General features: G+C 64.1%; 20 protein-coding genes and 2 pseudogenes. 6 read left to right on the forward strand and 16 right to left on the reverse strand.

All coding sequences use genetic code 11. From position 1 onward, the window contains the following. Positions 1-12 precede the first annotated feature (12 nt). A pseudogene (locus AB8Z38_RS18860) lies at positions 13-2,105 on the forward strand (methyl-accepting chemotaxis protein). A gap of 62 nt (positions 2,106-2,167) precedes the next feature. On the opposite strand, the gene AB8Z38_RS18865 reads toward AB8Z38_RS18860, so the two are convergent. Together AB8Z38_RS18865 and AB8Z38_RS18870 are read right to left on the reverse strand one after the other, a co-directional pair. Next, on the reverse strand, positions 2,168-2,821 hold the full coding sequence (locus AB8Z38_RS18865; RefSeq protein ID WP_369726464.1) for a DUF2865 domain-containing protein: 654 nt from the start codon (positions 2,819-2,821) through the stop codon (positions 2,168-2,170). 13 nt (positions 2,822-2,834) lie between these two features. Further along, the gene (locus tag AB8Z38_RS18870; protein ID WP_369719385.1) at positions 2,835-3,608 is read right to left on the reverse strand and encodes a L,D-transpeptidase; all 774 of its coding nucleotides are present in this window, start codon (positions 3,606-3,608) and stop codon (positions 2,835-2,837) included. Positions 3,609-3,816: 208 nt separating this feature from the next. Here AB8Z38_RS18870 and AB8Z38_RS18875 point away from each other — a divergent pair, with 208 nt between their 5' ends. The 5 genes and pseudogenes from AB8Z38_RS18875 (at position 3,817) to AB8Z38_RS18895 (ending at position 7,930) form a co-directional block, all read left to right on the forward strand. Beyond that, positions 3,817-4,929, forward strand: a complete 1,113-nt coding sequence (locus AB8Z38_RS18875; RefSeq protein WP_369719386.1) for an AI-2E family transporter — start codon at positions 3,817-3,819, stop codon at positions 4,927-4,929. Positions 4,930-5,004: 75 nt separating this feature from the next. Further along, the gene (locus AB8Z38_RS18880) at positions 5,005-5,376 is read left to right on the forward strand and encodes a YqjD family protein (RefSeq protein ID WP_369719388.1); all 372 of its coding nucleotides are present in this window, start codon (positions 5,005-5,007) and stop codon (positions 5,374-5,376) included. 78 nt (positions 5,377-5,454) lie between these two features. Further along, positions 5,455-5,910, forward strand: a complete 456-nt coding sequence (locus AB8Z38_RS18885; RefSeq protein WP_369719389.1) for a hypothetical protein — start codon at positions 5,455-5,457, stop codon at positions 5,908-5,910. 178 nt (positions 5,911-6,088) lie between these two features. After that, a pseudogene (locus AB8Z38_RS18890) lies at positions 6,089-7,230 on the forward strand (OpgC domain-containing protein). A 46-nt stretch (positions 7,231-7,276) separates the two neighbouring features. After that, a complete protein-coding gene (locus tag AB8Z38_RS18895) occupies positions 7,277-7,930 on the forward strand; it encodes a TetR/AcrR family transcriptional regulator (RefSeq protein WP_369719390.1) in 654 nt (217 codons plus the stop codon). An 11-nt stretch (positions 7,931-7,941) separates the two neighbouring features. Here AB8Z38_RS18895 and AB8Z38_RS18900 read toward each other — a convergent pair whose 3' ends face one another. The 14 genes from AB8Z38_RS18900 to urtA form a co-directional block, all read right to left on the reverse strand. Next, positions 7,942-9,600 carry an HWE histidine kinase domain-containing protein gene (locus tag AB8Z38_RS18900; RefSeq protein ID WP_369719391.1) on the reverse strand — a complete coding sequence of 553 codons (1,659 nt, stop codon included), beginning with the start codon at positions 9,598-9,600 and terminating at the stop codon, positions 7,942-7,944. Positions 9,601-9,884: 284 nt separating this feature from the next. After that, a complete protein-coding gene (gene ureG, locus AB8Z38_RS18905) occupies positions 9,885-10,511 on the reverse strand; it encodes an urease accessory protein UreG (protein WP_369719392.1) in 627 nt (208 codons plus the stop codon). A gap of 161 nt (positions 10,512-10,672) precedes the next feature. Further along, the gene (locus AB8Z38_RS18910; protein WP_369726541.1) at positions 10,673-11,401 is read right to left on the reverse strand and encodes an urease accessory protein UreF; all 729 of its coding nucleotides are present in this window, start codon (positions 11,399-11,401) and stop codon (positions 10,673-10,675) included. Beyond that, positions 11,382-12,002 carry an urease accessory protein UreE gene (gene ureE, locus AB8Z38_RS18915; protein WP_369719393.1) on the reverse strand — a complete coding sequence of 207 codons (621 nt, stop codon included), beginning with the start codon at positions 12,000-12,002 and terminating at the stop codon, positions 11,382-11,384. The genes AB8Z38_RS18910 and ureE overlap by 20 nt, the downstream gene beginning before the upstream one ends. A 14-nt stretch (positions 12,003-12,016) precedes the next feature. After that, positions 12,017-12,316, reverse strand: a complete 300-nt coding sequence (locus AB8Z38_RS18920; protein ID WP_027530199.1) for a putative quinol monooxygenase — start codon at positions 12,314-12,316, stop codon at positions 12,017-12,019. Between the two features lie 145 nt (positions 12,317-12,461). After that, positions 12,462-14,177, reverse strand: a complete 1,716-nt coding sequence (gene ureC, locus AB8Z38_RS18925; RefSeq protein WP_369719395.1) for an urease subunit alpha — start codon at positions 14,175-14,177, stop codon at positions 12,462-12,464. Between the two features lie 128 nt (positions 14,178-14,305). Next, positions 14,306-14,611 carry an urease subunit beta gene (locus tag AB8Z38_RS18930; protein ID WP_025576653.1) on the reverse strand — a complete coding sequence of 102 codons (306 nt, stop codon included), beginning with the start codon at positions 14,609-14,611 and terminating at the stop codon, positions 14,306-14,308. Positions 14,612-14,722: 111 nt separating this feature from the next. Further along, positions 14,723-15,025: an urease subunit gamma gene (locus AB8Z38_RS18935; RefSeq protein WP_298244897.1), complete on the reverse strand. Its 303-nt coding sequence runs from the start codon at positions 15,023-15,025 to the stop codon at positions 14,723-14,725. Positions 15,026-15,049: 24 nt separating this feature from the next. Continuing rightward, on the reverse strand, positions 15,050-15,895 hold the full coding sequence (locus AB8Z38_RS18940; RefSeq protein ID WP_369719397.1) for an urease accessory protein UreD: 846 nt from the start codon (positions 15,893-15,895) through the stop codon (positions 15,050-15,052). Positions 15,896-15,927: 32 nt separating this feature from the next. Next, positions 15,928-16,623, reverse strand: coding sequence for an urea ABC transporter ATP-binding subunit UrtE (gene urtE / locus AB8Z38_RS18945; protein WP_369719398.1), 696 nt, complete (start codon positions 16,621-16,623; stop codon positions 15,928-15,930). A 3-nt stretch (positions 16,624-16,626) separates the two neighbouring features. Further along, entirely contained in the window at positions 16,627-17,388 is a 762-nt protein-coding gene (gene urtD / locus AB8Z38_RS18950) for an urea ABC transporter ATP-binding protein UrtD (RefSeq protein ID WP_369719399.1), read from the reverse strand. A 6-nt stretch (positions 17,389-17,394) separates the two neighbouring features. Further along, complete coding sequence (urtC, locus tag AB8Z38_RS18955; protein ID WP_369719400.1) at positions 17,395-18,564, reverse strand: urea ABC transporter permease subunit UrtC; 1,170 nt, start codon at positions 18,562-18,564, stop codon at positions 17,395-17,397. Further along, the gene (gene urtB, locus AB8Z38_RS18960) at positions 18,561-20,168 is read right to left on the reverse strand and encodes an urea ABC transporter permease subunit UrtB (protein ID WP_369719401.1); all 1,608 of its coding nucleotides are present in this window, start codon (positions 20,166-20,168) and stop codon (positions 18,561-18,563) included. The genes urtC and urtB overlap by 4 nt, the downstream gene beginning before the upstream one ends. An 80-nt stretch (positions 20,169-20,248) precedes the next feature. Then, positions 20,249-21,571: an urea ABC transporter substrate-binding protein gene (gene urtA, locus AB8Z38_RS18965; RefSeq protein WP_369719403.1), complete on the reverse strand. Its 1,323-nt coding sequence runs from the start codon at positions 21,569-21,571 to the stop codon at positions 20,249-20,251. Between the last annotated feature and the right edge of the window lie 444 nt (positions 21,572-22,015).

Here is a 22,015-nt window from a genome sequence, read left to right on the forward strand (position 1 = left end):
CGCAGGTGTCCGATGCTCAATCGTTTGACCGTATCCACGCTGCTCAAGGCGGTGATCCTGTCCACCGCCCTCGTCGTCGTCATCGACTTCACGATCGGCGCATGGAGCTCTTGGGGGCGGTTGCAACAGGCCAACCGGATCGTCGCGGTCTCTGCCGCCTCCGCCGATGTCTTCAAGACGATGGCCAACATCCGGGCCGACCGCTCGACCACCAACCGGCAATTGACCGGTGACATCAAGGTCGATCCCGACATCGAAAAATACATTCGCGGCATTCGTGACGAGCTGATGCCGGCGCTCGCGCGCGCCATCGATCTCCTGCCCTCGATCGATATCCCGCAGCGCGATTCGATCGTGGCGGATCTCACCCGGTTCAACAAGGCGCTGTTGGCGCAGCAGGCGGAGTTCTGGACCGAAGTCGCCAGGCCAAAAGCCTCGCGCCGCACGGCGCTCGCCACGGAATATCTCGATAGCGAGGACAGGCTGATGGCCATCCTCGAACAGCTGTCGCCGGTGCTGGCGGCCAGCGTCAACCACCAGGATGCAACGATCGACCAGCTCCTCATGATCAAGCAGATGGCCTGGCTGCTGCGCCAGAACGCCGGCGAATCCTCTCTCATCGTCGGCAATACGCTCGCCAGCGGCAAGATCACGCCCGAGACTCAGGCAGCTTTCACCAGATTCGTCGGCGCCACCGACGCCGCCTGGAGTGCGATCGAGCTTGCCGCCACCGGCATGCATTTGCCCCCGGCGCTCTCCGCCGCCATGGGCGAGACCAAGTCGGTCTATTTCGACCCGCAATACACCACGACGCGCGACGGCATCATCGCGACGATCGCCAAGGGCGAGAAGCCGTCGATGACGGCTAATCAGTGGAGCCCCTTCTCGGTTGGCCGCATGGCGATTGTGGTCAAGCTCGCCGATACCGCCCTGCAAGTCGCCAAGGATCATGCCGCCGAGCAGCGCGCGAGTGCGGTGCAATCGCTGATCTTCCAGATGGCGCTGCTCATCGCCGCGACGGTATTGACAGGAGCCGCCATGCTGGCGGTCAGCCGTCGCGTGATCACGCCGCTGCACCGGATCCGCGATGCCATGCTCAAGGTCGCAGGCGGCGATCTCGGCGTCGACAGCGGCTATCTCGACCGCCATGACGAGATCGGCGCACTCGCCGGCGCGCTGGAGACCTTCAAACAGCAGGCGATCGACAAGCTCAAGATCGAGGAGCAGGAGCGCGAGCGCAATGCGGGGCCGCGGCGCGGCAGCGTGCGATGGAGACTTATGTCGGCGAGTTCGAGGGCGTCGTGCGCAAGTCTCTGGGCGAGCTGAGCGACGCCTCCGGCGAGATGCGCAAGACCTCGGGCGATCTCTCCGCAGTGTCGCGGCAGACCAATGAACGCGTCGAGGTCGCGGGCAAGGCGTCCCATGACGCCTCCACCAGCGTCGACAGCGTCGCGGCCGCCGCCGAGGAGCTGAGTGCCTCGATCAACGACATCAGCCAGCAGGCCGCGCATGCCGCCGGCATTGCCAGCCGCGCCGTCAACCAGGCGCGCGAGACCGACGGTACCGTGCAGGGGCTGGCGCAATCCGCAGGCCGCATCGGCGAGGTGGTCGGCCTGATCAACACCATCGCACAGCAGACCAATCTGCTGGCGCTCAACGCCACGATCGAGGCCGCGCGCGCCGGCGAGGCCGGCCGCGGCTTTGCCGTAGTCGCCTCCGAGGTGAAGTCGCTGGCAAGCCAGACCGCAAAGGCGACCGAAGACATCTCCGAGCAGATCGCCGACATCCAGAAAGTTGCCGGCGAGGCCATCAATGCGATCCAGGCGATCGGCGGCATCATCGGCGAGGTCAACGAAGTCGCCACTGCGATCGCCGCCGCCGTCCAGGAGCAGGGTGCTGCCACACAGGAGATCACGCGCAGCACGCAGTACGCCGCGCAGGGCACCCGGAACGTCTCCGACAACATCACCGGCGTGAAGGCCGACGCGGACACCGCGGCGGGCGCTGCGGAGAACGTCAAGCACGCCTCCGAGACGCTGGAGACCCAGAGCCGCCAGCTCGGCCAAGAGGTCAGCGACTTCCTCGGAAAGATCCGTGCGGCGTAGGGCGCGGGCGCGACGCTTTTAGCGCCGTCCGTCTTTAGCGTCGTCCGTCCTGGCGAAATCTCCTACTCCTTCGCCACCACCGGCACTTGGCGGAACTTGGCCCGCATCGATTCCGGCAGCGGCGAGAAGTTCATCGCGACGCCGCGACGGTCGCTAGCATTGCGGTTGGCGACGACCAGACCGTCGCTGCCCGCGACGATGTCGCCCTTGCGCAAGGTCGGATCGTCCGCAGCGTTGACCGGCGCCAGCCCGGCCGAATCCTTGCCGTTGCAGGTGCAGCCGGCGACGATCTCGTTGCGATAACGGAACGCGTTTGGCAGGTCGGAATAGGATTTTCCGGCCTGGGTCGTGGCCTCGTCGATATTGCTGCCATAGACCAACGAAGTTTCCGAGGCCGGGCAGAAACTCTTGCAGGATTGCGCCTTGCTTTCGGCATCGTTGCCCTGCGCCGGGAAATAACGTCCGTCGCAGCCGCGCACGCAATAGGCCGTGCCGCCGCCATAGGCCGCGCGCTGGCGTGGCGCGTCATAGCGCGGCATGTCGTCGTTCGGGAACGGCATCCGGATCTCCGGCGGCGGCCGCATGCGGAAACCGCCGAACAGCGCCGAGAAGAAGTCCTCCGCATGCACGGGCGGCACCAGCGCGAGGCCGAGGGAAGCGATCGTGAGGAACGCCGCCGTACCGCCGGCCAGTTTACTGATCGAACGTCCAGACATGTGACCTCGCTCTTCAGTCCACCGACGATGTCGGGATATTCAGCGCCTGGCGGCCAGAGGGCAGCGTCGTCGGCGCGGGCCGTTTGCGCGCGGGATCGCCGCCTTTTGCCATCACTGGCGCGTTCTTCGGAAGCACCACGACCTTGGCGCCGATATTGACCCGGCTGAACAGATCGGTGACGTCCTCGTTGGTCATGCGGATGCAGCCGGACGAAACGAACTTGCCGATGGTGGTGGGATCGTTGGTGCCGTGGATGCGGTATTCGCTGGAGCCGAGATACATCGCGCGGGCACCGAGCGGATTGCCGGGACCACCGGCGACGAAGCGCGGCAGATAGGGCTGGCGCGCGATCATCTCGGCGGGGGGATGCCAATCCGGCCATTCCGCCTTGCGGCTGATGCTCTGCACGCCCGACCAGGTGAAGCCCTCGCGGCCGACACCAACGCCGTAACGGATGGCCCGCCCGTTGCCGAGCACGTAGTAGAGATAGGTATTGCCGGTATCGATGACGATGGTGCCGGCCGACTCGCTCCGGTCGAAGCTGACGATTTGCCTGCGCAGGCGATCAGGCAGCGCGGCGTCTTCGTCGGGCGCCTGCGACTCCTGGGTGACGTAACCCTGCGAATAAGTTTGATCCTGCGGATAGGTTTGGGGCTGAAGCGGCATGTAGCCCAGGGTCTGCGCGCTTGCGGCGCCGCAAGGCACGGCCAGCAAAGTGGTTGCGAAGGCGAAAGCGGAGATGCGGCGCGGCGAAAAGCGGCGTCGGAGTGCAGAGAACTTTGTCATGTGCTGCCCCGTTGGATGCCTGCATCAGGGTGATGCGCTGGGCGACAAACGCGGCCGAGCCGGTACAAGTTCCGCCGAGTGCTGCGGCAGCCGCGTCACAGTCAAGCGAGCCTCTCTTCACGAAGCCGCGACGGAACCGGCGGCGTGGTCGTACGTTTCCTAGTGGTCGATGGGCGCGCGGACCGCGTTTCCGTGCCGGAGAAGTGTTGTGCGCGTCGTTCCCAGTGAACGTCTCAGTCCCGGCGGCAGCGAGGGCACTCCGCTTCGCGAGAGCCAGGGCGAACTTCCGCCGGTGATCCGCCGCACCGAATTCGTCGCGTTCGCGCTGGCCGGGCTGCTGCTCATCGCCGTGGTCGCGGTGCTCTATGTCGGAAAGGCGTTCTTCCTCCCTGTGGTGATGGCTTTCGTTACCGGCACGATGCTGTCGCCGGCGGCCAGCTTTCTGGAAAAGCAGAAAGTGCCGCGCGGGCTCGCCGCCGTGCTGATCGTTGTCGCCGGGACCGCCGTGGTCGGCTTCGTCGTCGCGCTGATCGCCTCGCCGGTGATGGAATGGAGTTCGCGCCTGCCCGAACTCGGAGCTCAGCTGAAGGACAAGCTGCACGTGTTTGACCGGCCTCTGGCACTGTGGCGCGAGCTGCAGATGATGGTCGGCGGCTCGGATGGACTGCCGAGCTTCCAGATGCCGAAATTCGAATGGGTCCAGCCGACGCTGGAATTCCTGTCGCCGACCTTTACCGAGTTCCTGCTGTTCTTCGTCACCCTGATCCTGTTCATCGCGAGCTGGCGCGATTTGCGGCGGGCGATGATCATGACGTTCAGCGATCACGACGCGCGGCTGCGTACGCTGCGGATCCTCAACGAGATCGAGGTCCATCTCGGCAACTACCTCCTGACTGTCACCCTCATCAATGTCGGCGTGGGCGTCGCCGCGGGGACCGTTTGCGCGCTGACCGGCATGCCCAATCCGGCCGGGCTCGGCGCGCTCGCGGCAACCCTCAATTTCATCCCGATCATCGGCCCGGTCGCGATGTTCGCCATTCTGGTCGTGGTGGGGCTGGTCACGTTCCCGACCATCGGCGGCGGCCTGATGGCGGCGCTCGCCTTTGGCGGCATCACTTTCCTGGAGGGACATTTCGTCACGCCGACCATCATCGGCCGGCGACTCGCGCTCAATGCGCTTGCCGTGCTGCTGGCGCTGGCATTTTGGACCTGGCTATGGGGCCCGATGGGCGCGTTTCTGTCGTCGCCGCTCCTGATCGTCGCGCTGATCCTGAAGGAGCATCTCCTGCCGGCGGATTCGCCGCAGTTGCCGCAGGGATGAGGGTTTCGAACTCGGAACTTCCGTCACCGCGAAACGTTTTCTGCCCATCTCGCCGCCAACAGTTCGGAGCTCCCGATGTCAACAGCCGACAGCGAAGCCAGGATGAGAGACTGGACTGACAAAGCCACCGCAGAACGCCTCGAGAAGGATGTAGCAGCCGTGAAAAACGATATTGCCGCCCTCACCGACCAGATCACCGACGCGCTCAACACGTTTGCCAACGCGACGGGCAAGCAGGCCCGGCGTGGCTACAATCAGGCGCGCGAAAACATGGACTCGACGCTCGACGACATTTCGGAGCGCGGCGGCGCCATGATGGGCGCTGCGCAGGATGCGTACGGTTCGATCGAGGAGACGCTGGAAGACGCGATCACCCAACGGCCGCTCGCAACGGTCGGCATCGCACTCGGCATCGGCTTCCTCATCGGGGCCGCCTGGCGCCGGTAGGGCGCGCAGAGCTTGAAGCGGCGGCGGCGCTGTAGCGCCGCCGGTTTTCAGCTCGTGGGGGATTTGAGGAGCGAGGCCATGTTTCAGCGCGTTATCGACGGCATCAGCGCAGCGACGGGGACAACGGTCCGGCTGACCTCGCTTGCCGCGGGCGCGGCGCTCGCGCTCTTCATCACGACATGCTTCCTCTGCGCGGCCGCCTTTATCGCGGTGCTGGAAAAATATGGTCCGGTGCAAGCCTGCCTGGCGGGCGCCGGCGTCTTCTTTCTCCTCACCCTGGCTGCGGCCGTGAGCTATTGGGCCTACAAGCGGCAGCTTCGCAACGAAGCCCACATCGCCGCCGAGCGCGCCTCGAAATCGGCGGCCTCGAGCATGCTCGCCGATCCCATGCTGCTCGCCACGGGCTTGCAAATTGTCCGCGCCATCGGCGTCAAGCGGCTGTTGCCGATCCTGGCGATCGGCGGCGTCGCGCTCGGAATCATGGCAAGCCGCGCCGGCGCGCCGGATGAGGCGTCGGCCGAGCCGGCCGAGTAGCGATGAGACCGCATTAAGGAAGTTGCGTCGCCAGCGGCACCAGCAGGCTCGCGGGCATTCGACGCCCGGGCTTTGCGCAATTTTTCATCAATCGCCCCCAGTCACGCAAACGCTACTCGGATAGGCAGGCCGATGCCGCTAAAAGCATCGCCCGAGATTCCAGAAGTTATTTTCCGCGATGAAATCGTCCGTCAAGGCGAACCTTGCCGCCTACAATTCCGACGCCAGGCTCTATTTGACCCTCGGCATCGCCAACTGGTCAGTCTTCGTCGACCACATCCCGAATAACGTCGTCAACCTGCTGACATTGCGCAATTTCGGTTTCAGCGGCGCCGCTGATCTGTTCGTCTTCGTGGCCGGCTACGGCATGGCCATCATTCATGGCAGGATGGCGCTGGAGCGCGGCTACATCGTCGCGGCGACCCGGATCTTCCAGCGTGTGTGGCGGCTCTACGCCGCCTATGTCGTTCTGTTCGTGATCTACATCGACACCATCGCCTATGTTGCCTCGCAGTCGATGGCACCGAGATCATCAACGAGTACAACATCTCCGGGATACTCGAGCATCCGCTCCGCATCCTGATACGCGGACTGATACTCCAGGAAGAGCCACTGAACCTCGATCTCCTGCAACTGATGATCCCGCTGATGGCGCTGCTTCCGCTGGCGCTGTGGGGGTTGTTGCGGCGGCCGAACATCACGCTGGCGCTGTCCATCGCATTGTATTTTGCGGCGCGCTGGTTCGATTGGAATTTTCGAGGCTATCCGGACCAGGAGTGGACGTTCAATCCATTCTGCTGGCAGTTGCTGATGGTGCTGGGCGGCTGGTTCGCCGTGACCGGCGCATCCGGCCGCCGGCTACACAGCAAGTCCTGGCTGCGCGTGCTCGCGGGCGCCTATCTGGTGTTCGCGATGGCGGTGACGCTGATGCGCCATTCGCCGGCACTGTCCGGCTACGTGCCGGATATCGTGCTCAACGGCATCTCGCCGACCGACAAGGAGAACCTGGCGCCGTACCGCGTCGTGCACTTCCTCGCGCTCGCGTTCCTCGCTACCTATCTGGTGCGGGCCGATCATCCCGCTTTGCAATGGAAGTCGCTTCAGATGGTCATCAGATGCGGCGAGGAATGGCTCGCGGTGTTCTGCGTCGGCGTATTCCTGTCCTTTGCCGGCCATCTCATCCTGATCACCGGTGCCAATCTGGTGATGATGCAGATCGCCGTCAGTCTGGCCGGCTTCGCGGCGATGGCCACGGTCGCCTACTACATCTCGTGGTCGAAGCGACAGGATCTGCCGGCCGCTCTGCGACAGCAAGCCTAGCCTCCGGACGTCTGGATTCCGCTAGGCCGAAAGCCGTGGCTGCGCTATGCCGAGCGAAGGCGGCTTCGGCGCGAGGAGACCGGGCGTGGTGACGGCGAAAGGCGGGGGTGAAGAGGCCGACAACGCGCCCAGGCGCGGCCGCCCGCGCTCGGTCGAGACCAGCAACGCCATCCTCGAAAGCGCCTACACGCTGATGGCGACCACGGGTCTCGCCGCCACGACGATCGATGCCGTCGCGCGCCACTCCAACGTTTCCAAAATGACGATTTACAAATGGTGGCCGTCGCGGGAGGCGTTGTTGATCGACGCCTTTCTCCATCACGCCGCGCAGATGCTGCCGCTGCCCGCAGCGAGCACCGGCACGGCTGTAGCGCGCGCGCGTCGCCATGCCGCGGCCTATGCGGAGGCCTTGCAAGGCGAGTTCGGCAAGGTGCAACTCGCCGTCATATCCGAATGCATCGCCAGGACTGGCTCGGCGGAGCTGTTCTACGCGCGCTATCTGCAATTCCGCCGCGACGCGCTGGTGGAGATGATCGCCGCTGGCCAACGCGACGGCAGCATCCTGGCCGAGGCGCAGCCTGAGGATCTCTACGACGCGATCTATGGCAGCCTGTTCTATCGCTACGTCTTCGGCATCGCGCCGATCACGCCTGGCTACGCGCGGAATCTGGTCGATCTGGTGTTGCGGCCGAAGGGCTAGCCGCACGGCATCTACCGCGCCGGCTTCACCGGTTGCGAAAGCTTTTCAGTGCGGCCACGCTCGGTCATGTCGACGACCGTCTCCATCGGTGCGGTCAGCTCGTAGACGTAGGAGACGTCGGTGAAGTAGCGCTTGGCGGCGCCGCCGAGCGCTTCGGGCGCAACGCGGTCAAGCAGGATCAGGCCGAAATCCGAATCCGGGCGGCGCGTCGCCTCGCTGGTGTTGAACTCCTCCCAGCGGAACTGGAACACCTCCTCGGGCGCCTCGCCCGTCACGGTCCAGTTCGCGGTGATGTGCGGGTGCTTGCCCACCAGCGACAGGCCTTCGTCGGAATGCGAGGCAAGCTCGAAGAACAGCAGCGACAGGCTCTGCGCGGCGCGCGCGCTGACTGCGATATCCGGGCCGCTGACGGCGATGCGATCGGCATGCGGGATGGCGCGCGCCTCGAACAGACCCTTCAGCTTGACGCCCTGCCACTGGCTTTCGCTGAGCAGCGAGACCACGTTGGACATCGCGTGGATGCGGCCAATCAGGAGCTCGCGCGCGACGTCGATGTCCGAGCCGTGGCGCAGCGTGCGCGTCACGATCGACTGGATCACTGCCAGAATGTTCTTGACCCGGTGGTTGAGCTCGTCAATGACCGCCGTCAGCCGCCGCTCGAAGCCGATCCGCACCTGGATCTCGCGGCTGAGCCGCAGATTGTTGTAGGCGACGTAGCCGAACAGGCCGCACACCATCGCGGTAATCGCGAAGCCGATCGCCGCTACGATGATCGCGGTCTGCTCGGCACGGCGCGCGGAATTGCTCTTTGCGTAATAGTCGAGCTGCCAGTCGCGGCCACCGAAGCTCACGGTGCGCGTCGCCGACGGTACTCCTCCCTCGGGCGTGGTCATGCGCGTGGAGACGACGCCCTGATCGTTGGAGATGAGCTCGCTGCCTTGCTTGCGCGGGTCCTTCAGCGCAACCGAGAACAACGACATGTCGTCATTGGTCAGCATCAGCGAGGCCAGTTCGTAGGAAAATGTGATGAAGCCGGCCGGCTCAGTCGCCCCCTCGGGAATCACCGGCGCCGCCACGATGACGCCGATCGGCCCGTTGTCGCGCAGCAGCGGGACCGGGTCGGAGGCGACCGACCGCTTCTCCGCCCTGGCGCGTGCCAACATCGCGCTGCGCACCTGGTCCTGCTCGTAGCTGCGGCCAGGCAGCGCCTTGGTCTCGTCGCTGCGCGGTTCGAGGTCCATCAGCACGTCGATCGGATGCGTGAGGCTTGCCGGATCGATCGGCTCATCCTTGTAGTTGCGGATCTGCGGGTTCGGAAAGCCGGCGGCCGCGATCGCGGCCTGCGCCGCGGGTAGCTCGTTCGGCCGAAGCCGGGCAACCCAGCCAGCCACCACGAAATCGGTCTTGAAGGCGTAGATCGCCGAGCGCAGCGGCTGCAGCATGTTCGGCTTAAGCACCGACGGCGCACGGAACAGGCCTGAGGCGACACGCGCCAGCAGTTCTCGTTCGGTCGACCTGTCCTGGACAAGGCTCGCATGCACGTCGATCGCACGCGCCAGCGCAATCCGGTCCAGCGCCAGCTCCTGGTCATGGACGCGATAGGCCGCAAGCCCGGAGAGCAAAGCTCCGAGCAGAGCGATAAAGCCGATGATGAAACCCAGCCGGACCACGCGACTACTCAGGCGAAAGCAGGAGGTCGGCAATAAACACGGAGCATGTGAACGCCGCTCGAACGGCCAGGTGCCGAAACAGGATGGACCGCAGTGGCGGGGATAATGAAGGAGCAGGCATCTGTACGCAACTTGGGTTGCCCAAAAAGCTTAATGCGCCCGGCCGGTCATCTGGCACAAACGACCTAAGCCGGCTTTGGACACCGGAGGATATCAACCACCGTGTCCGGAATTAGTTCCCGGCTTCGTTTTGCCCCAGATGTTAACGGCAGACGCCGCCCGCCTTATGTCGCCGTGCGCCGCAAGCCGCCTTTGGCCTCGATGAAGCCGGCGATGCGGTCGAGCCCCTCGCTCTTCTTCAGGTTGGTCATGACAAAGGGACGCTCGCCCCGCATGCGCCTGGCATCCGTCTCCATCTTTTCAAGTGACGCCCCGACATGGGGTGCGAGGTCGATCTTGTTAATGACCAGAAGGTCCGACCGGGTGATGCCGGGGCCGCCCTTGGAGGGAATCTTGTCGCCCGCGGCAACATCGATGACATAGATCGTGAGGTCGGCCAGTTCCGGCGAGAAGGTCGCCGCCAGATTGTCGCCGCCGGACTCGATCAGCACCAGGTCGAGCCCGGGAAATTTGGCTCGCATGTCCGCGACCGCGGCCAGATTCATCGACGCGTCCTCGCGGATCGCGGTGTGCGGGCAGCCGCCGGTCTCGACGCCGGCGATGCGGTCCGGTGTCAGCGACCCCGAACGCACCAGGAATTCCGCGTCCCATTTGGTGTAGATGTCGTTGGTGATGGCGGCGATGTCGTAGCGCTCGCGCATGGTCTTGCAGAGCAAATCCATCAGCGCGGTCTTGCCCGATCCGACCGGACCGCCGATGCCGACACGCAAGGGGCCGTGAGATTTCGACATGTGACTCGCTCTCTTTTACTGTCGTCCCGGCGAAGGCCGGGACCCATACCCACCGCACTCAGTTGATAAGGCGAACTGTGGCCGCCCTCCTCCATAACCGCACACATTTGTGGTTATGGGTCCCGGCCTTCGCCGGGACGACGGGGTGAACAGCAACGCTCTCACGACCGAAACAGCCGCGTGTATTGCGTCTCGTGCCGCAGGCTGGCGAGATCGGCGCGGAAGGCTGCGCCGCCGAGATCGTCCAAAGTCGCAGTCAGCGCACGATTGGCGGTTACGGCAACGGCGGCTTCCAGCGTCACCAGAACGCGCTGGCTGTCGGTCTGGCCGAGCGGAATGAGCCGGCTCGCCGCCGAAATCCAGTTCGAGACCAGCGCGTGCAGGAAGGCGTGCAGCGTCGGCGCCAGCGGCACGCCATGCAGCGCGGCGACGACGCCGACCGCAACGGGATAGACAAGTGCAGTGCTGCATGCCGCGACCATGGCATCCAGGCCGTCGGCATCCCACGCGGCGCGCGCGATCTCAATGAAGGCGCGCCCCTGCGAAGTGGTCTCGAGCTGCCGCTCGCGCGACGGCACGAACGCCCAGGCAAGCTCGGCGATCTCGCGCAAAGCGGCGTCATCGCCCAGTTCAGTGGCGCGATAGGCATGGACCAGAAAGGTCGCGTCGCAAAAGCCGGAGCCATCGCCGAGCATCGCATCGAGCCAGTCGGCGAGCGTCGCGATGTCGAGGATGTCGCCCGCTTCGACCGCCCATTCGATGCCGCTGGAATAGGAAAAGCCGCCGACGGGGAACGCCGGCGACAGCCACGTCATCAGCCGGTACAGCGCCGCCGCCTCGCGCTCGGCGAGGTCGCCGGCACCGGCCAGCTCATTTGTGGTCATGAGCATGGCTGTGGCCGTGATGATGGTCGGGGTGGTCGCAATGCTCGTCGTGGTGATGCCCATGGCCATTGGCGGCATGATCATGGGCGTGGTGATCATGACCATGATGGTCATGCCCCTGATCGTGATGTCCGTCGTCGTGATGCCCATGATCATCGTGACCATGCCCGTGGCCGGCATCGGCGTAAGCGCCGCCCTCGGGATCGAACGGCGCCTCGATCTCGATCACGCGCGCACCAAGGCCCTTCACCATGGCTTCAATGACATGGTCGCGGCGGATGCGCAGGCTCTTCGCCATCAACTGCGTCGGCAGATGACGATTGCCGAGGTGCCATGCAACGCGGATGAGATGGTGCGGATCGTGGCCGCGGATCTCGAGCAGCGGCTCCGGCGCCGCCACCACCTCGACGAGCCGGCCGTCTTCCAGCACCAGCGCATCGCCGCCGCGCAAGGCGACGGCGTTTTCCAGGTCGAGCAGAAACGCGAGGCCCCGCGTCCCCGTCATTGCCATCCGGCGCCGGTGCCGATCGTCGAAATCGAGCACGACGGTATCCGCTGGCGCTCCCGTGAAGCGGTGTTGCCCCTTGACCTGAATCGCCCGGATCATGTGCTTTTACCCCGTTACCTCGTCTCGACCTTCTCGGGCGTGATCACTTCGATTTTCGGCGGTGCCGTAAAACACTTTACCGCGACGCGGCCGAACGTCTTCATGTGCTCCTGGCCACGATGCGGCACCAGCGCTTCGGCGTTCTCCCACTGCTCGACGAACACCATCTTGCTGGGGTCGGTGACGCTCTCATGCAAATCATAGGCGATATTGCCGGGCTCTTTCCGCGTCTCCTTGATGCAGGCGGTGGCGGCTGCAATGAATTCGGCGCGCGTTTCGGGCTTGATGGTCAAGGTGGCAACGACGTAAATCACGAGAAATCCTCCCGGCTTTTCTTCTGGGTTGAGGTACCGGGCGGGACATTAGACCAGGCGGGATCGAACGCAACACCGGAAAAGCCGTCCCGGACGTGCTCTCTCTTGGGACATGCTCTTGGGACACATGCGCTGAGGCGCTATTTCAGTACATGAAATATCGCTGCGCCATCGGCAGCACCTCGGCAGGCGCGCAGGTCAAGAGTTCGCCGTCCGCGCGCACCTCATAGGTCTCCGGATCGACCTCGATATTGGGCGTGGCATCGTTATGGATCATGCTCTTCTTCGAGATCTTGCCGCGGGTGTTCTGGACGGCATAGAGCTTCTTGTCGATGCCGAGCTTTCGGGCCAGCCCGCCCGTGACCGCCGCCTTCGAGGTAAAGACCACGGAAGATGCGGTGCGCGCCTTGCCGAAGGCACCGAACATTGGCTGGTAGTGCACCGGTTGCGGCGTCGGGATCGACGCGTTCGGATCGCCCATCGGCGCGGCCACGATCATGCCGCCCTTGACGATGCAATCCGGCTTGACGCCGAAGAACGCCGGCGACCACAGCACGAGATCGGCGAGCTTGCCCTTCTCGACCGAGCCGATCAGCTTGGAGACGCCATGCGCAATCGCGGGATTGATCGTGTACTTGGCGATGTAGCGCTTGACCCGAAAATTGTCGTTGTCCTTGCCCTTGTCCTGGGCTAGCGACCCGCGCTGCTTCTTCATCTTGTCGGCGGTCTGCCAGGTCCGGATGATGACCTCGCCGAGTCGGCCCATGGCTTGCGAGTCCGACGACATCATCGAGAGCGCGCCGAGATCGTGCAGGATGTCTTCGGCCGCGATGGTCTCCTTGCGGATGCGGCTTTCCGCAAACGCAAGGTCTTCCGCAATCGATGGATCGAGGTGGTGACACACCATCAGCATGTCCAGATGCTCGTCGATGGTGTTGCGGGTAAATGGCCGCGTCGGGTTGGTCGAGGACGGCAGCACGTTCTTGAGCCCCGCGACCTTGATGATATCGGGGGCGTGACCGCCGCCGGCGCCTTCGGTGTGGAAGGCGTGGATGGTGCGGCCCTTGAACGCCTTGATCGTATCCTCGACGAAGCCGGATTCGTTCAGCGTGTCGGTGTGGATCATCACCTGGATGTCGTGATCGTCGGCCACCGACAGGCAGTTGTCGATCGCGGCCGGCGTCGTGCCCCAATCTTCATGCAGCTTCAGCGCGCAGGCGCCGGCCTTGATCATCTCGACCAGGGCTGCGGGCCGCGAGGCGTTGCCCTTGCCGGAAATGCCGAGATTGACCGGGAAGGCATCGAACGACTGGATCATCCGCGCGATATGCCACGGCCCCGGCGTGCAGGTCGTTGCGAAGGTGCCGTGCGACGGGCCCGTGCCGCCCCCAAGCATCGAGGTGACGCCCGACATCAGCGCGTGCTCGATCTGCTGCGGGCAGATGAAATGGATGTGACTGTCGAAACCGCCGGCGGTGAGAATCTTGCCCTCGCCCGCGATCACGTCGGTGCCGGGGCCGATGATGATGGTCACACCGGGCTGGATGTCGGGATTGCCGGCCTTGCCGATGCCCGCAATCATGCCGTCCTTGATCGCGACATCGGCCTTCACGATGCCCCAGTGATCGACGATCAACGCATTGGTGATGACCGTGTCGGCCGCGCCCTGCTTGTTGGTGACCTGCGACTGCCCCATGCCGTCGCGGATCACCTTGCCGCCGCCGAACTTCACTTCTTCGCCGTAGGTCGTGAAATCCTTCTCGACCTCGATGATGAGATCGGTGTCGGCCAGCCGCACCTTGTCGCCGGTGGTCGGGCCAAACATGTCGGCATAGACGGAACGTTTGATCTTGGCGGACATCGCTAGCCCCGTTTGCGTTTGAATCTGGTTGTCGCGATCACACCCCGGCCATCGCCCACAAGGGGGCAAAGGATCGAGACAGTCGTGCTCATCTCACTGTAATTCACTGTGCTCGCCTCATGTCGCGATCACAGCTTCCCCATCACATCACCGCGAAAACCGTAGATGGTCTTCTTGCCGGCAAGTGCGACGAGCTGGACATCGCGGGTCTGGCCGGGCTCGAAGCGGACGGCGGTACCGGCGGCGATGTCGAGGCGCATGCCGCGGGCCTTCTTGCGGTCAAACTTCAGCGCGGGGTTGGTCTCGAAGAAATGGTAGTGCGAGCCGACCTGGATCGGGCGGTCGCCGGTGTTGGCGACCGTCAGCGTCACGGTCTTGCGGCCGGCATTGAGCTCGATCTCGCCGTCCTGGATGAAGAGTTCGCCGGGAATCATTCTATCCTCCTCGTCATTCCCGGGCTCGCGCAGCGAGAACCCGGATCTCGATCAACAATTTCTGGATTACGGGTTCGCCCCTTGGGCGCCCCGGAATGACGGATTTCAAAACTACCTGATCGGCTCGTGCACCGTGACGAGCTTGGTGCCGTCCGGGAAGGTCGCCTCGACCTGGATGTCATGGATCATCTCGGGGATGCCGGCCATCACCTGATCGCGCGTCAGGACCTGCGCGCCGGACTGCATCAGTTCGGCGACGGTGCGGCCGTCGCGCGCGCCTTCGAGGATGAAATCGGAGATGATCGCGATCGCCTCGGGGTGGTTGAGCTTGACGCCGCGATCCAGCCGGCGGCGGGCCACGATGGCCGCCATCGAGATCAGAAGCTTGTCCTTTTCGCGGGGAGACAGGTTCATGCGAAATCTCTTCAGTTCAACACGTCAATTCAACCAAAGCCGCGGCAGCGAGCTGCCGGTGCGCGCCAGCACGGCCATCATGTCGGCGCGCAAGCGCGCCGCATCTTGGGCACAGAACCGCGCCATTGCAAAGCCATTCCACGCCGATATCCCGACCTCGCCGGCGAACGACTCCGATGCCTCGCGGAGGCGCTCGATGAGCGCCTCATCGCCGGGCACGATCAGAGCTGTGCCAATCGCCGCGCAGCCCTTGGCAACCGCAGATCGCGCGAGCTTTGCGCCGATATTGCCATCGAGTCGGATGGTTTCAGCGAAGACCAGCTTGCCGCCGCGGCGCAGCCGCCAGCGGTCGACGAACTCGCCCTGCTCCATCCGCTCGCCCATGGCGGTGCGGCCGAACACCACGATCTCGCAGAGCAGAAGCGAGGCCGCGTCGTCGAGCTCGATATCGAAGCGGCGCTGCACGCGCGCCCGGTCAAACAGGATCGTCTCCTGCGGCAGCCATGACAGATGCGCGCCGGCCGCAACCTTCAGCCCAATATTGAGCTGCGCCGCCGGCCCCGGCGCGCGATAGACCTTTTCCGCGGCCGCCGTGGTCAGCGTCAGGCGCGCGGCGTCCGCTGCGGTGATCTCGATGTCAAAACGATCGCCTCCAGCGACGCCGCCGGCCGTGTTGACGAACACGCCGGACAGGCCATGGTCTTCCGGCGACGGGAAGCGCACGCGCAGGGAGCCGGATTCGTGCAAGACGCCCCGCCGGGTCACGCAGTCGCGGGCGTGCACGTCGAACCGCACCGCCCCGCGGGCGCGATTGGCCTCGAACACAGGCGAGTCCAGGTCGGAAGGATTGGCCGATATTTCGCTGCGCATCCGTCTCCCCAGCCGGTCGCGGCGGAAATAGCTTACAGCGCCATCTGGCGGCTGATCTCGCTCGCGTCGAGATTGGCACGATCACAGGTGAACTTCACCGCGCCGCGGTCCATCACGGCGAAACTGTCGCCGAGTTCGCAGGCAAAGTCGAGATATTGTTCCACCAGCACGATCGCGATGTTGCCGAGATTGCGCAGGTAAGAGATCGCGCGTCCGATGTCCTTGATGATCGAGGGCTGGATCCCTTCGGTCGGCTCGTCGAGCAGAAGCAATTTTGGCCGCATCACCAGCGCGCGTCCGATCGCGAGCTGCTGCTGCTGGCCGCCGGAGAGATCGCCGCCGCGCCGGCCGAGCATGGATTGCAGCACCGGGAATAACGAGAACACGTCGTCCGGAATGTGCTTGTCCTGACGCTTGAGCGGTCCGAATCCGGTCTTGAGGTTCTCCTCGACCGTGAGCAGCGGAAAAATCTCGCGGCCCTGCGGCACGAAGCCGATGCCCTTGCGCGCCCGCTCATAGGGCTTGAGGAAGGTGATGTCGCTGCCGTCGAACACGATCGCGCCCGACGAGATCGGATACTGCCCGACCATGGCGCGGAGCAGCGACGTCTTGCCGACGCCGTTGCGTCCGAGCACGCAAGTGACCTTGCCGGGCTCGGCCGCGATCGAGACGCCGCGCAAAGCCTGCGCCGCGCCGTAGAACAAGTTGATGTCCTTGACCTCAAGCATCGCTCAGCGCCCCAGATAGACTTCGATGACCCGCTCGTTCGACGAGACCTGGTCGATGCTTCCTTCCGCGAGCACGCTGCCTTCGTGCAGGCAGGTGACCTTGACCCCGAGCTCGCGCACGAACGTCATGTCGTGCTCGACGACCATCACCGTGTGGGTCTTGTTGATCTCCTTCAACAGCTCGGCGGTGAGATGCGTCTCGACGTCGGTCATCCCGGCGACGGGCTCGTCGACCAGCAGCAGCTTCGGATCCTGTGCCAGCAGCATGCCGATCTCGAGCCACTGCTTCTGGCCGTGGCTGAGGCTCCCGGCGAGGCGGTTGCGCGCCTCGGTGAGGCGGATGGTCTCCAGCACCTTATCGATGCGCTCGGCCTCACCCTTGCTGCCGCGCCAGAACAGCGTGCCCTTGACGCTGTGATCGACATTGAGCGCGAGCAGCAGATTGTCCTGCACGGTCTGGCTCTCGAACACCGTCGGCTTCTGAAATTTGCGGCCAATGCCAAGCTCGGCGATCCGGGTTTCGTCGAGCCGCGTCAGATCGGTGACGCCGTCGAACAGCACCGTGCCCTCATCGGGCTTGGTCTTGCCGGTGATGATGTCCATCATCGTGGTCTTGCCGGCGCCGTTCGGGCCGATGATGGCGCGCATCTCACCGGGTGCGAGCGTCAGGGACAGATTGTTGATGGCGTGAAAGCCGTCGAAAGAGACGTGCACGCCGTCGAGATAGAGCATCGCGGATGTCGCGCGGGTATCCATGACATTCATTTGCGCCTACTCCGCCATGTTCGGTTCGGTGACGCCGTCTTCAGCCGCAGCACTCGCGGTGGTCTCGGCAGGGCGCTTCTGTTTCGATGACTCCCACCAGGCGTTGAAGGTGCCGACGATGCCCTTCGGCAGCAGCAAGGTCACCAGAATGAACATCGCGCCCAGCATGAAGAGCCAATAGGGTGCGAGCATGCCCGAGGTGAAGAACGTCTTTGCATAATTGACGACGACGGCCCCGAGCGCGGCGCCGATCAGCGTGCCACGGCCGCCGACCGCGACCCAGATCACCGCCTCGATCGAGTTGCCCGGCGCGAATTCGGACGGGTTGATGATGCCGACCTGCGGCACGTAGAGCGCGCCGGCCACACCCGCCATGCAGGCCGACACCGTGAATACGAACAGCTTGTAGGATTCGACGCGGTAGCCGAGGAACCGTGTGCGCGATTCTGCGTCGCGCACCGCGATCAGCACCTTGCCGAGCTTCGAAGAGACGATGGCGCGGCAGATCAGGAAGCCTGCGATCAGCGCCAGGCAGCTCAGCGCAAACAGCGCCGCGCGGGTGCCCTCGGCCTGCACGTTGAAGCCGAGAATGTCCTTGAAATCGGTGAGGCCGTTGTTGCCGCCGAAACCGAAATCGTTGCGGAAGAAGGCGAGCAGCAGCGCATAGGTCATCGCCTGCGTGATGATCGACAGGTACACGCCGGTGACGCGCGAGCGGAACGCCAGCCAGCCGAAGCAGAACGCGAGCAGGCCTGGCACCAACAGCACCATCAGCGCCGCGAACCAGAACATATCGAAGCCGTACCAGGACCAGGGCAGCTTCGAATAGTTCAGGAACACCATGAAGTCGGGCAGGAGCGGGTTGCCGTAGACGCCGCGGGTCCCGATCTGCCGCATCAGGTACATGCCCATCGCGTAGCCGCCGAGCGCGAAGAAGGCGCCATGGCCGAGCGAGAGAATGCCGCAGTAGCCCCAGATCAGGTCGATCGAAAGTGCCAGGATGGCGTAGCAGACATATTTGCCCCAAAGCGCGACCAGATAGGTCGGTACTTGCAGGGACGAGCCCTCGGGCAGCAGCAGGTTGGAGAGCGGAATGAAGATCCCGCAGGCCACGACGACGGCGAGGAAGATCGTCGCACCGCGGTCCAGCGATCGCGTCAGCATGTGTGGGGTCATGCTTCCACCGCACGGCCCTTCAGCGCGAACAGGCCGCGCGGGCGCTTTTGAATGAACAGGATGATCAGCACCAGGATCGCGATCTTGCCGAGCACGGCACCGGCGACCGGCTCAAGGAATTTGTTGGCGATCCCGAGAGTGAAGGCGCCGACCAGCGTGCCCCAGAGATTGCCGACGCCGCCGAACACGACGACCATGAAGCTGTCGATGATATAGCTCTGGCCGAGATTGGGGCTGACATTGTCGATCTGCGAGAGTGCCACGCCGGCAATGCCCGCGATCCCGGAGCCGAGGCCGAAGGTCAGCGCATCGACCCGCGAGGTGGCGATGCCCATCGAAGCCGCCATGCGGCGGTTCTGCGTCACCGCCCGCATCTCGAGGCCGAGCGCGGTATAGCGCAGCATCGCGAGCAGGACCGCGAACACCGCGAGCGTGAAGCAGAGAATCCAGAGCCGGTTATAGGTGATGGTGATCTGGCCGAGCTCGAAGGCCCCGCTCATCCAGGAAGGATTGCCGACCTCGCGATTGGTCGGACCGAACATGGTGCGCACTGCCTGCTGAAGCACCAGCGACAGGCCCCAGGTCGCGAGCAGCGTTTCCAGCGGACGGCCGTAGAGGAAGCGGATGATGCTGCGCTCGATCAGCACGCCGAGCGCGCCGGCGACGAGGAAGGCGAGCGGCACCGCAATCAAGAGCGAGTAGTCGAACAGGCCGGGATAGCGGGTGCGGATCACCTCCTGCACCACGAAGGTGGTGTAGGCGCCGATCATCACCATCTCGCCATGCGCCATGTTGATGACGCCCATCACGCCGAAGGTGATGGCGAGGCCGATCGCGGCGAGCAACAGCACTGAACCAAGCGAGAGGCCGTACCAGGCATTCTGCACCATGGACCAGACCGCGAGCGAGCTCTGGATCGAGCCGATCGCGCTCGCGGCCGCCTTGCTTACCGTGGCGGGCTGGTCGCCCATCCCAGTGAGCAGCGCCAGCGCCTCCTGGTCGCCGCGCGCCTTGAGGGTGGCGACGGCCTCAAGCTTCTCGACCTCGGTGGCGTCCGGCTTGAACAGCAGGATCGCAGCGCGGGCATCGCCCAGCGCGTTCTTGACCGACCTGTTGGTTTCCTTGGCGAGCGCGCCGTCGACCGCCTCGAGCGCGGTTTCCTCGTGCGACTTGAACACGGATTGCGCGGCCTGGAGCCGTGTTCCGAGATCTGGCGACTGCAGTGTGAGACCGCCGACCGCGGCGTCGACGCTGCGGCGCAGGCGGTTGTTGAGGCGGACCGCGTTTGCGCTGTCGGGCACGCCGGCCACGGGCTGGCCGGTCGCGGCATCGATCGACTTGCCGTCGACACCGGTGACGTAAACCTTCTTGCTGTCCGGATCGGCCATCAGACGGCCGTCCTGGAGCGCGCTGATGATGGGAAACGCCAGCGGATTGCCGCTGCTTGCGACGGCGCCGATCGCCTCTTCGGTGTCGGAAAAATCGTCGTTGGCGAACTTGGCGACCGCATCCTCGAACGGACCGGCAAAAGCCGGCAATGCAAACGCGATCAGGAACAACGAGAGCACGAGCGAACAGAGGCGCGCGGACAAATTGGCTGGCACTGTGAATGACCCCGGCAGAATGGTGGAGAAGGCGGCGGGATCGCCGCCTTCTCCGGTCGTGCTATGCCGTCAGATCCGGATCAGGAGCCCGAACCGAGGCACTTGTTGGTCTTGACGTTGTAGTTGCCGCACTTCTTCTCGACCCAGTCGCCGATCAGGTCCTTGGAGCCGTCGAGCTCCTTCGACCAGGCGTCGCCGGCAACGAGACCCGGCGTCTTCCAGACCACGTCGAACTGGCCGTTCGCCTTGATCTCTCCGATGAACACGGGCTTGGTGATGTGGTGGTTCGGCAGCATCTTGGACACGCCGCCGGTCAGGTTCGGAGCCTCGGTGCCGGGAAGGGCAGCGATCACCTTGTCCGGATCGGTCGACTTCACCTTCTCGACCGCCTTCACCCACATGTTGAAGCCGATCACGTGCGCTTCCATCGGGTCGTTGGTCGTACGCTTCGGATTCTTGGTGTAGGCCTGCCAATCCTTGATGAACTTCTCGTTCGCCGGGGTCTTGATCGATTCGAAGTAGTTCCAGGCGGCGAGATGGCCGAGCAGCGGCTTGGTGTCGATGCCGGCGAGCTCTTCCTCACCCACCGAGAACGCGACCACCGGAATATCCTTGGCCTTGATGCCCTGGTTGCCGAGCTCCTTGTAGAAGGGGACGTTGGCGTCGCCGTTGATGGTCGAGACCACTGCGGTCTTCTTGCCAGCCGAGCCGAACTTCTTGATGTCGGCCACGATCGTCTGCCAATCGGAGTGACCGAACGGCGTGTAGTTGATCATGATGTCTTCCTGGGCGACACCCTTCGACTTCAGATAGGCTTCCAGGATCTTGTTGGTGGTACGCGGATAAACGTAGTCGGTGCCCGCGAGCACCCAGCGCTTCACCTTCTCTTCCTTCATCAGGTAATCCACAGCCGGGATCGCCTGCTGGTTCGGCGCAGCGCCGGTGTAGAACACGTTGCGCTCGCTCTCCTCGCCCTCGTACTGCACGGGGTAGAACAGGATGTTGTTCAGCTCCTTGAACACCGGGAGCACCGACTTGCGCGACACCGAGGTCCAGCAGCCGAACACGACCGAGACCTTGTCCTTGGTGATCAGCTCCCGCGCTTTTTCGGCAAACAGCGGCCAGTTCGAAGCCGGGTCGACGACCACGGCCTCGAGCTTCTTGCCGAGCACGCCGCCCTTCTTGTTCTGCTCGTCGATCAGGAACAGGATGGTGTCCTTCAGCGTGGTTTCGCTGATGGCCATGGTGCCCGAGAGAGAATGAAGCACACCGACCTTGATGGTGTCGTCCGCGGCCTTCGCACCGGAAATGGAAGCCAGACCGAGCATCAGTCCGGCGGTCGCGGCAAGCACGCCGCGGCGGCTAAATGACACCGCTATATCGTGAGTGGATTTGGTAAGCATAATTGTATCATCTCCCTGACGCAGACGTGAAAAAAAGACGCTGCGAAACGGCCCCACGGCCGCCTGCGATTAAGGGAATCGCAAGAACCGTGCCATGGGCTAGACACCAGCCAACCGATTGGCCGACATACGCAATTCCGGCTCAGTCAAAGTTTCGCCGCAGTCAGGCTGCTCAACATTTGGGCGAATAAAATGTATGCGAACGCGGCAGACTGTCTATTTTGTGAGCAAGACATCATATCTGACTAAAATACCAGCATAACTATTTGCCCGGTAAATCGCTGCCGGACGAACACTTGCCTTGAAAGCGCCCCGCCGATGTTCCATATAACGCGGAGATCGTTCGCGAATCGAACGGTCGTTGCGAGCCGCGTGTTCTTAAGCCCTCTCGGGCCTCTGGCTTGCCCCATCCCATCAAGCCATCCGACACCCCAAACACGCAGG

Origin of the sequence: Bradyrhizobium sp. LLZ17, assembly GCF_041200145.1 — a bacterium.
GTDB lineage: Bacteria > Pseudomonadota > Alphaproteobacteria > Rhizobiales > Xanthobacteraceae > Bradyrhizobium.

What these genes read in the sequence shown, in the direction of transcription:
- AB8Z38_RS18865 (WP_369726464.1), bottom strand. Translation starts at nt 2,821, where the DNA reads ATGTCTGGACGTTCGATCAGTAAACTGGCCGGCGGTACGGCGGCGTTC.
- AB8Z38_RS18870 (WP_369719385.1), bottom strand. Translation starts at nt 3,608, where the DNA reads ATGACAAAGTTCTCTGCACTCCGACGCCGCTTTTCGCCGCGCCGCATC.
- AB8Z38_RS18880 (WP_369719388.1), top strand. Translation starts at nt 5,005, where the DNA reads ATGTCAACAGCCGACAGCGAAGCCAGGATGAGAGACTGGACTGACAAA.
- AB8Z38_RS18885 (WP_369719389.1), top strand. Translation starts at nt 5,455, where the DNA reads ATGTTTCAGCGCGTTATCGACGGCATCAGCGCAGCGACGGGGACAACG.
- AB8Z38_RS18895 (WP_369719390.1), top strand. Translation starts at nt 7,277, where the DNA reads ATGCCGAGCGAAGGCGGCTTCGGCGCGAGGAGACCGGGCGTGGTGACG.
- ureG (WP_369719392.1), bottom strand. Translation starts at nt 10,511, where the DNA reads ATGTCGAAATCTCACGGCCCCTTGCGTGTCGGCATCGGCGGTCCGGTC.
- AB8Z38_RS18910 (WP_369726541.1), bottom strand. Translation starts at nt 11,401, where the DNA reads ATGCTCATGACCACAAATGAGCTGGCCGGTGCCGGCGACCTCGCCGAG.
- ureE (WP_369719393.1), bottom strand. Translation starts at nt 12,002, where the DNA reads ATGATCCGGGCGATTCAGGTCAAGGGGCAACACCGCTTCACGGGAGCG.
- ureC (WP_369719395.1), bottom strand. Translation starts at nt 14,177, where the DNA reads ATGTCCGCCAAGATCAAACGTTCCGTCTATGCCGACATGTTTGGCCCG.
- AB8Z38_RS18930 (WP_025576653.1), bottom strand. Translation starts at nt 14,611, where the DNA reads ATGATTCCCGGCGAACTCTTCATCCAGGACGGCGAGATCGAGCTCAAT.
- AB8Z38_RS18935 (WP_298244897.1), bottom strand. Translation starts at nt 15,025, where the DNA reads ATGAACCTGTCTCCCCGCGAAAAGGACAAGCTTCTGATCTCGATGGCG.
- AB8Z38_RS18940 (WP_369719397.1), bottom strand. Translation starts at nt 15,895, where the DNA reads ATGCGCAGCGAAATATCGGCCAATCCTTCCGACCTGGACTCGCCTGTG.
- urtE (WP_369719398.1), bottom strand. Translation starts at nt 16,623, where the DNA reads ATGCTTGAGGTCAAGGACATCAACTTGTTCTACGGCGCGGCGCAGGCT.
- urtD (WP_369719399.1), bottom strand. Translation starts at nt 17,388, where the DNA reads ATGAATGTCATGGATACCCGCGCGACATCCGCGATGCTCTATCTCGAC.
- urtC (WP_369719400.1), bottom strand. Translation starts at nt 18,564, where the DNA reads ATGACCCCACACATGCTGACGCGATCGCTGGACCGCGGTGCGACGATC.
- urtA (WP_369719403.1), bottom strand. Translation starts at nt 21,571, where the DNA reads ATGCTTACCAAATCCACTCACGATATAGCGGTGTCATTTAGCCGCCGC.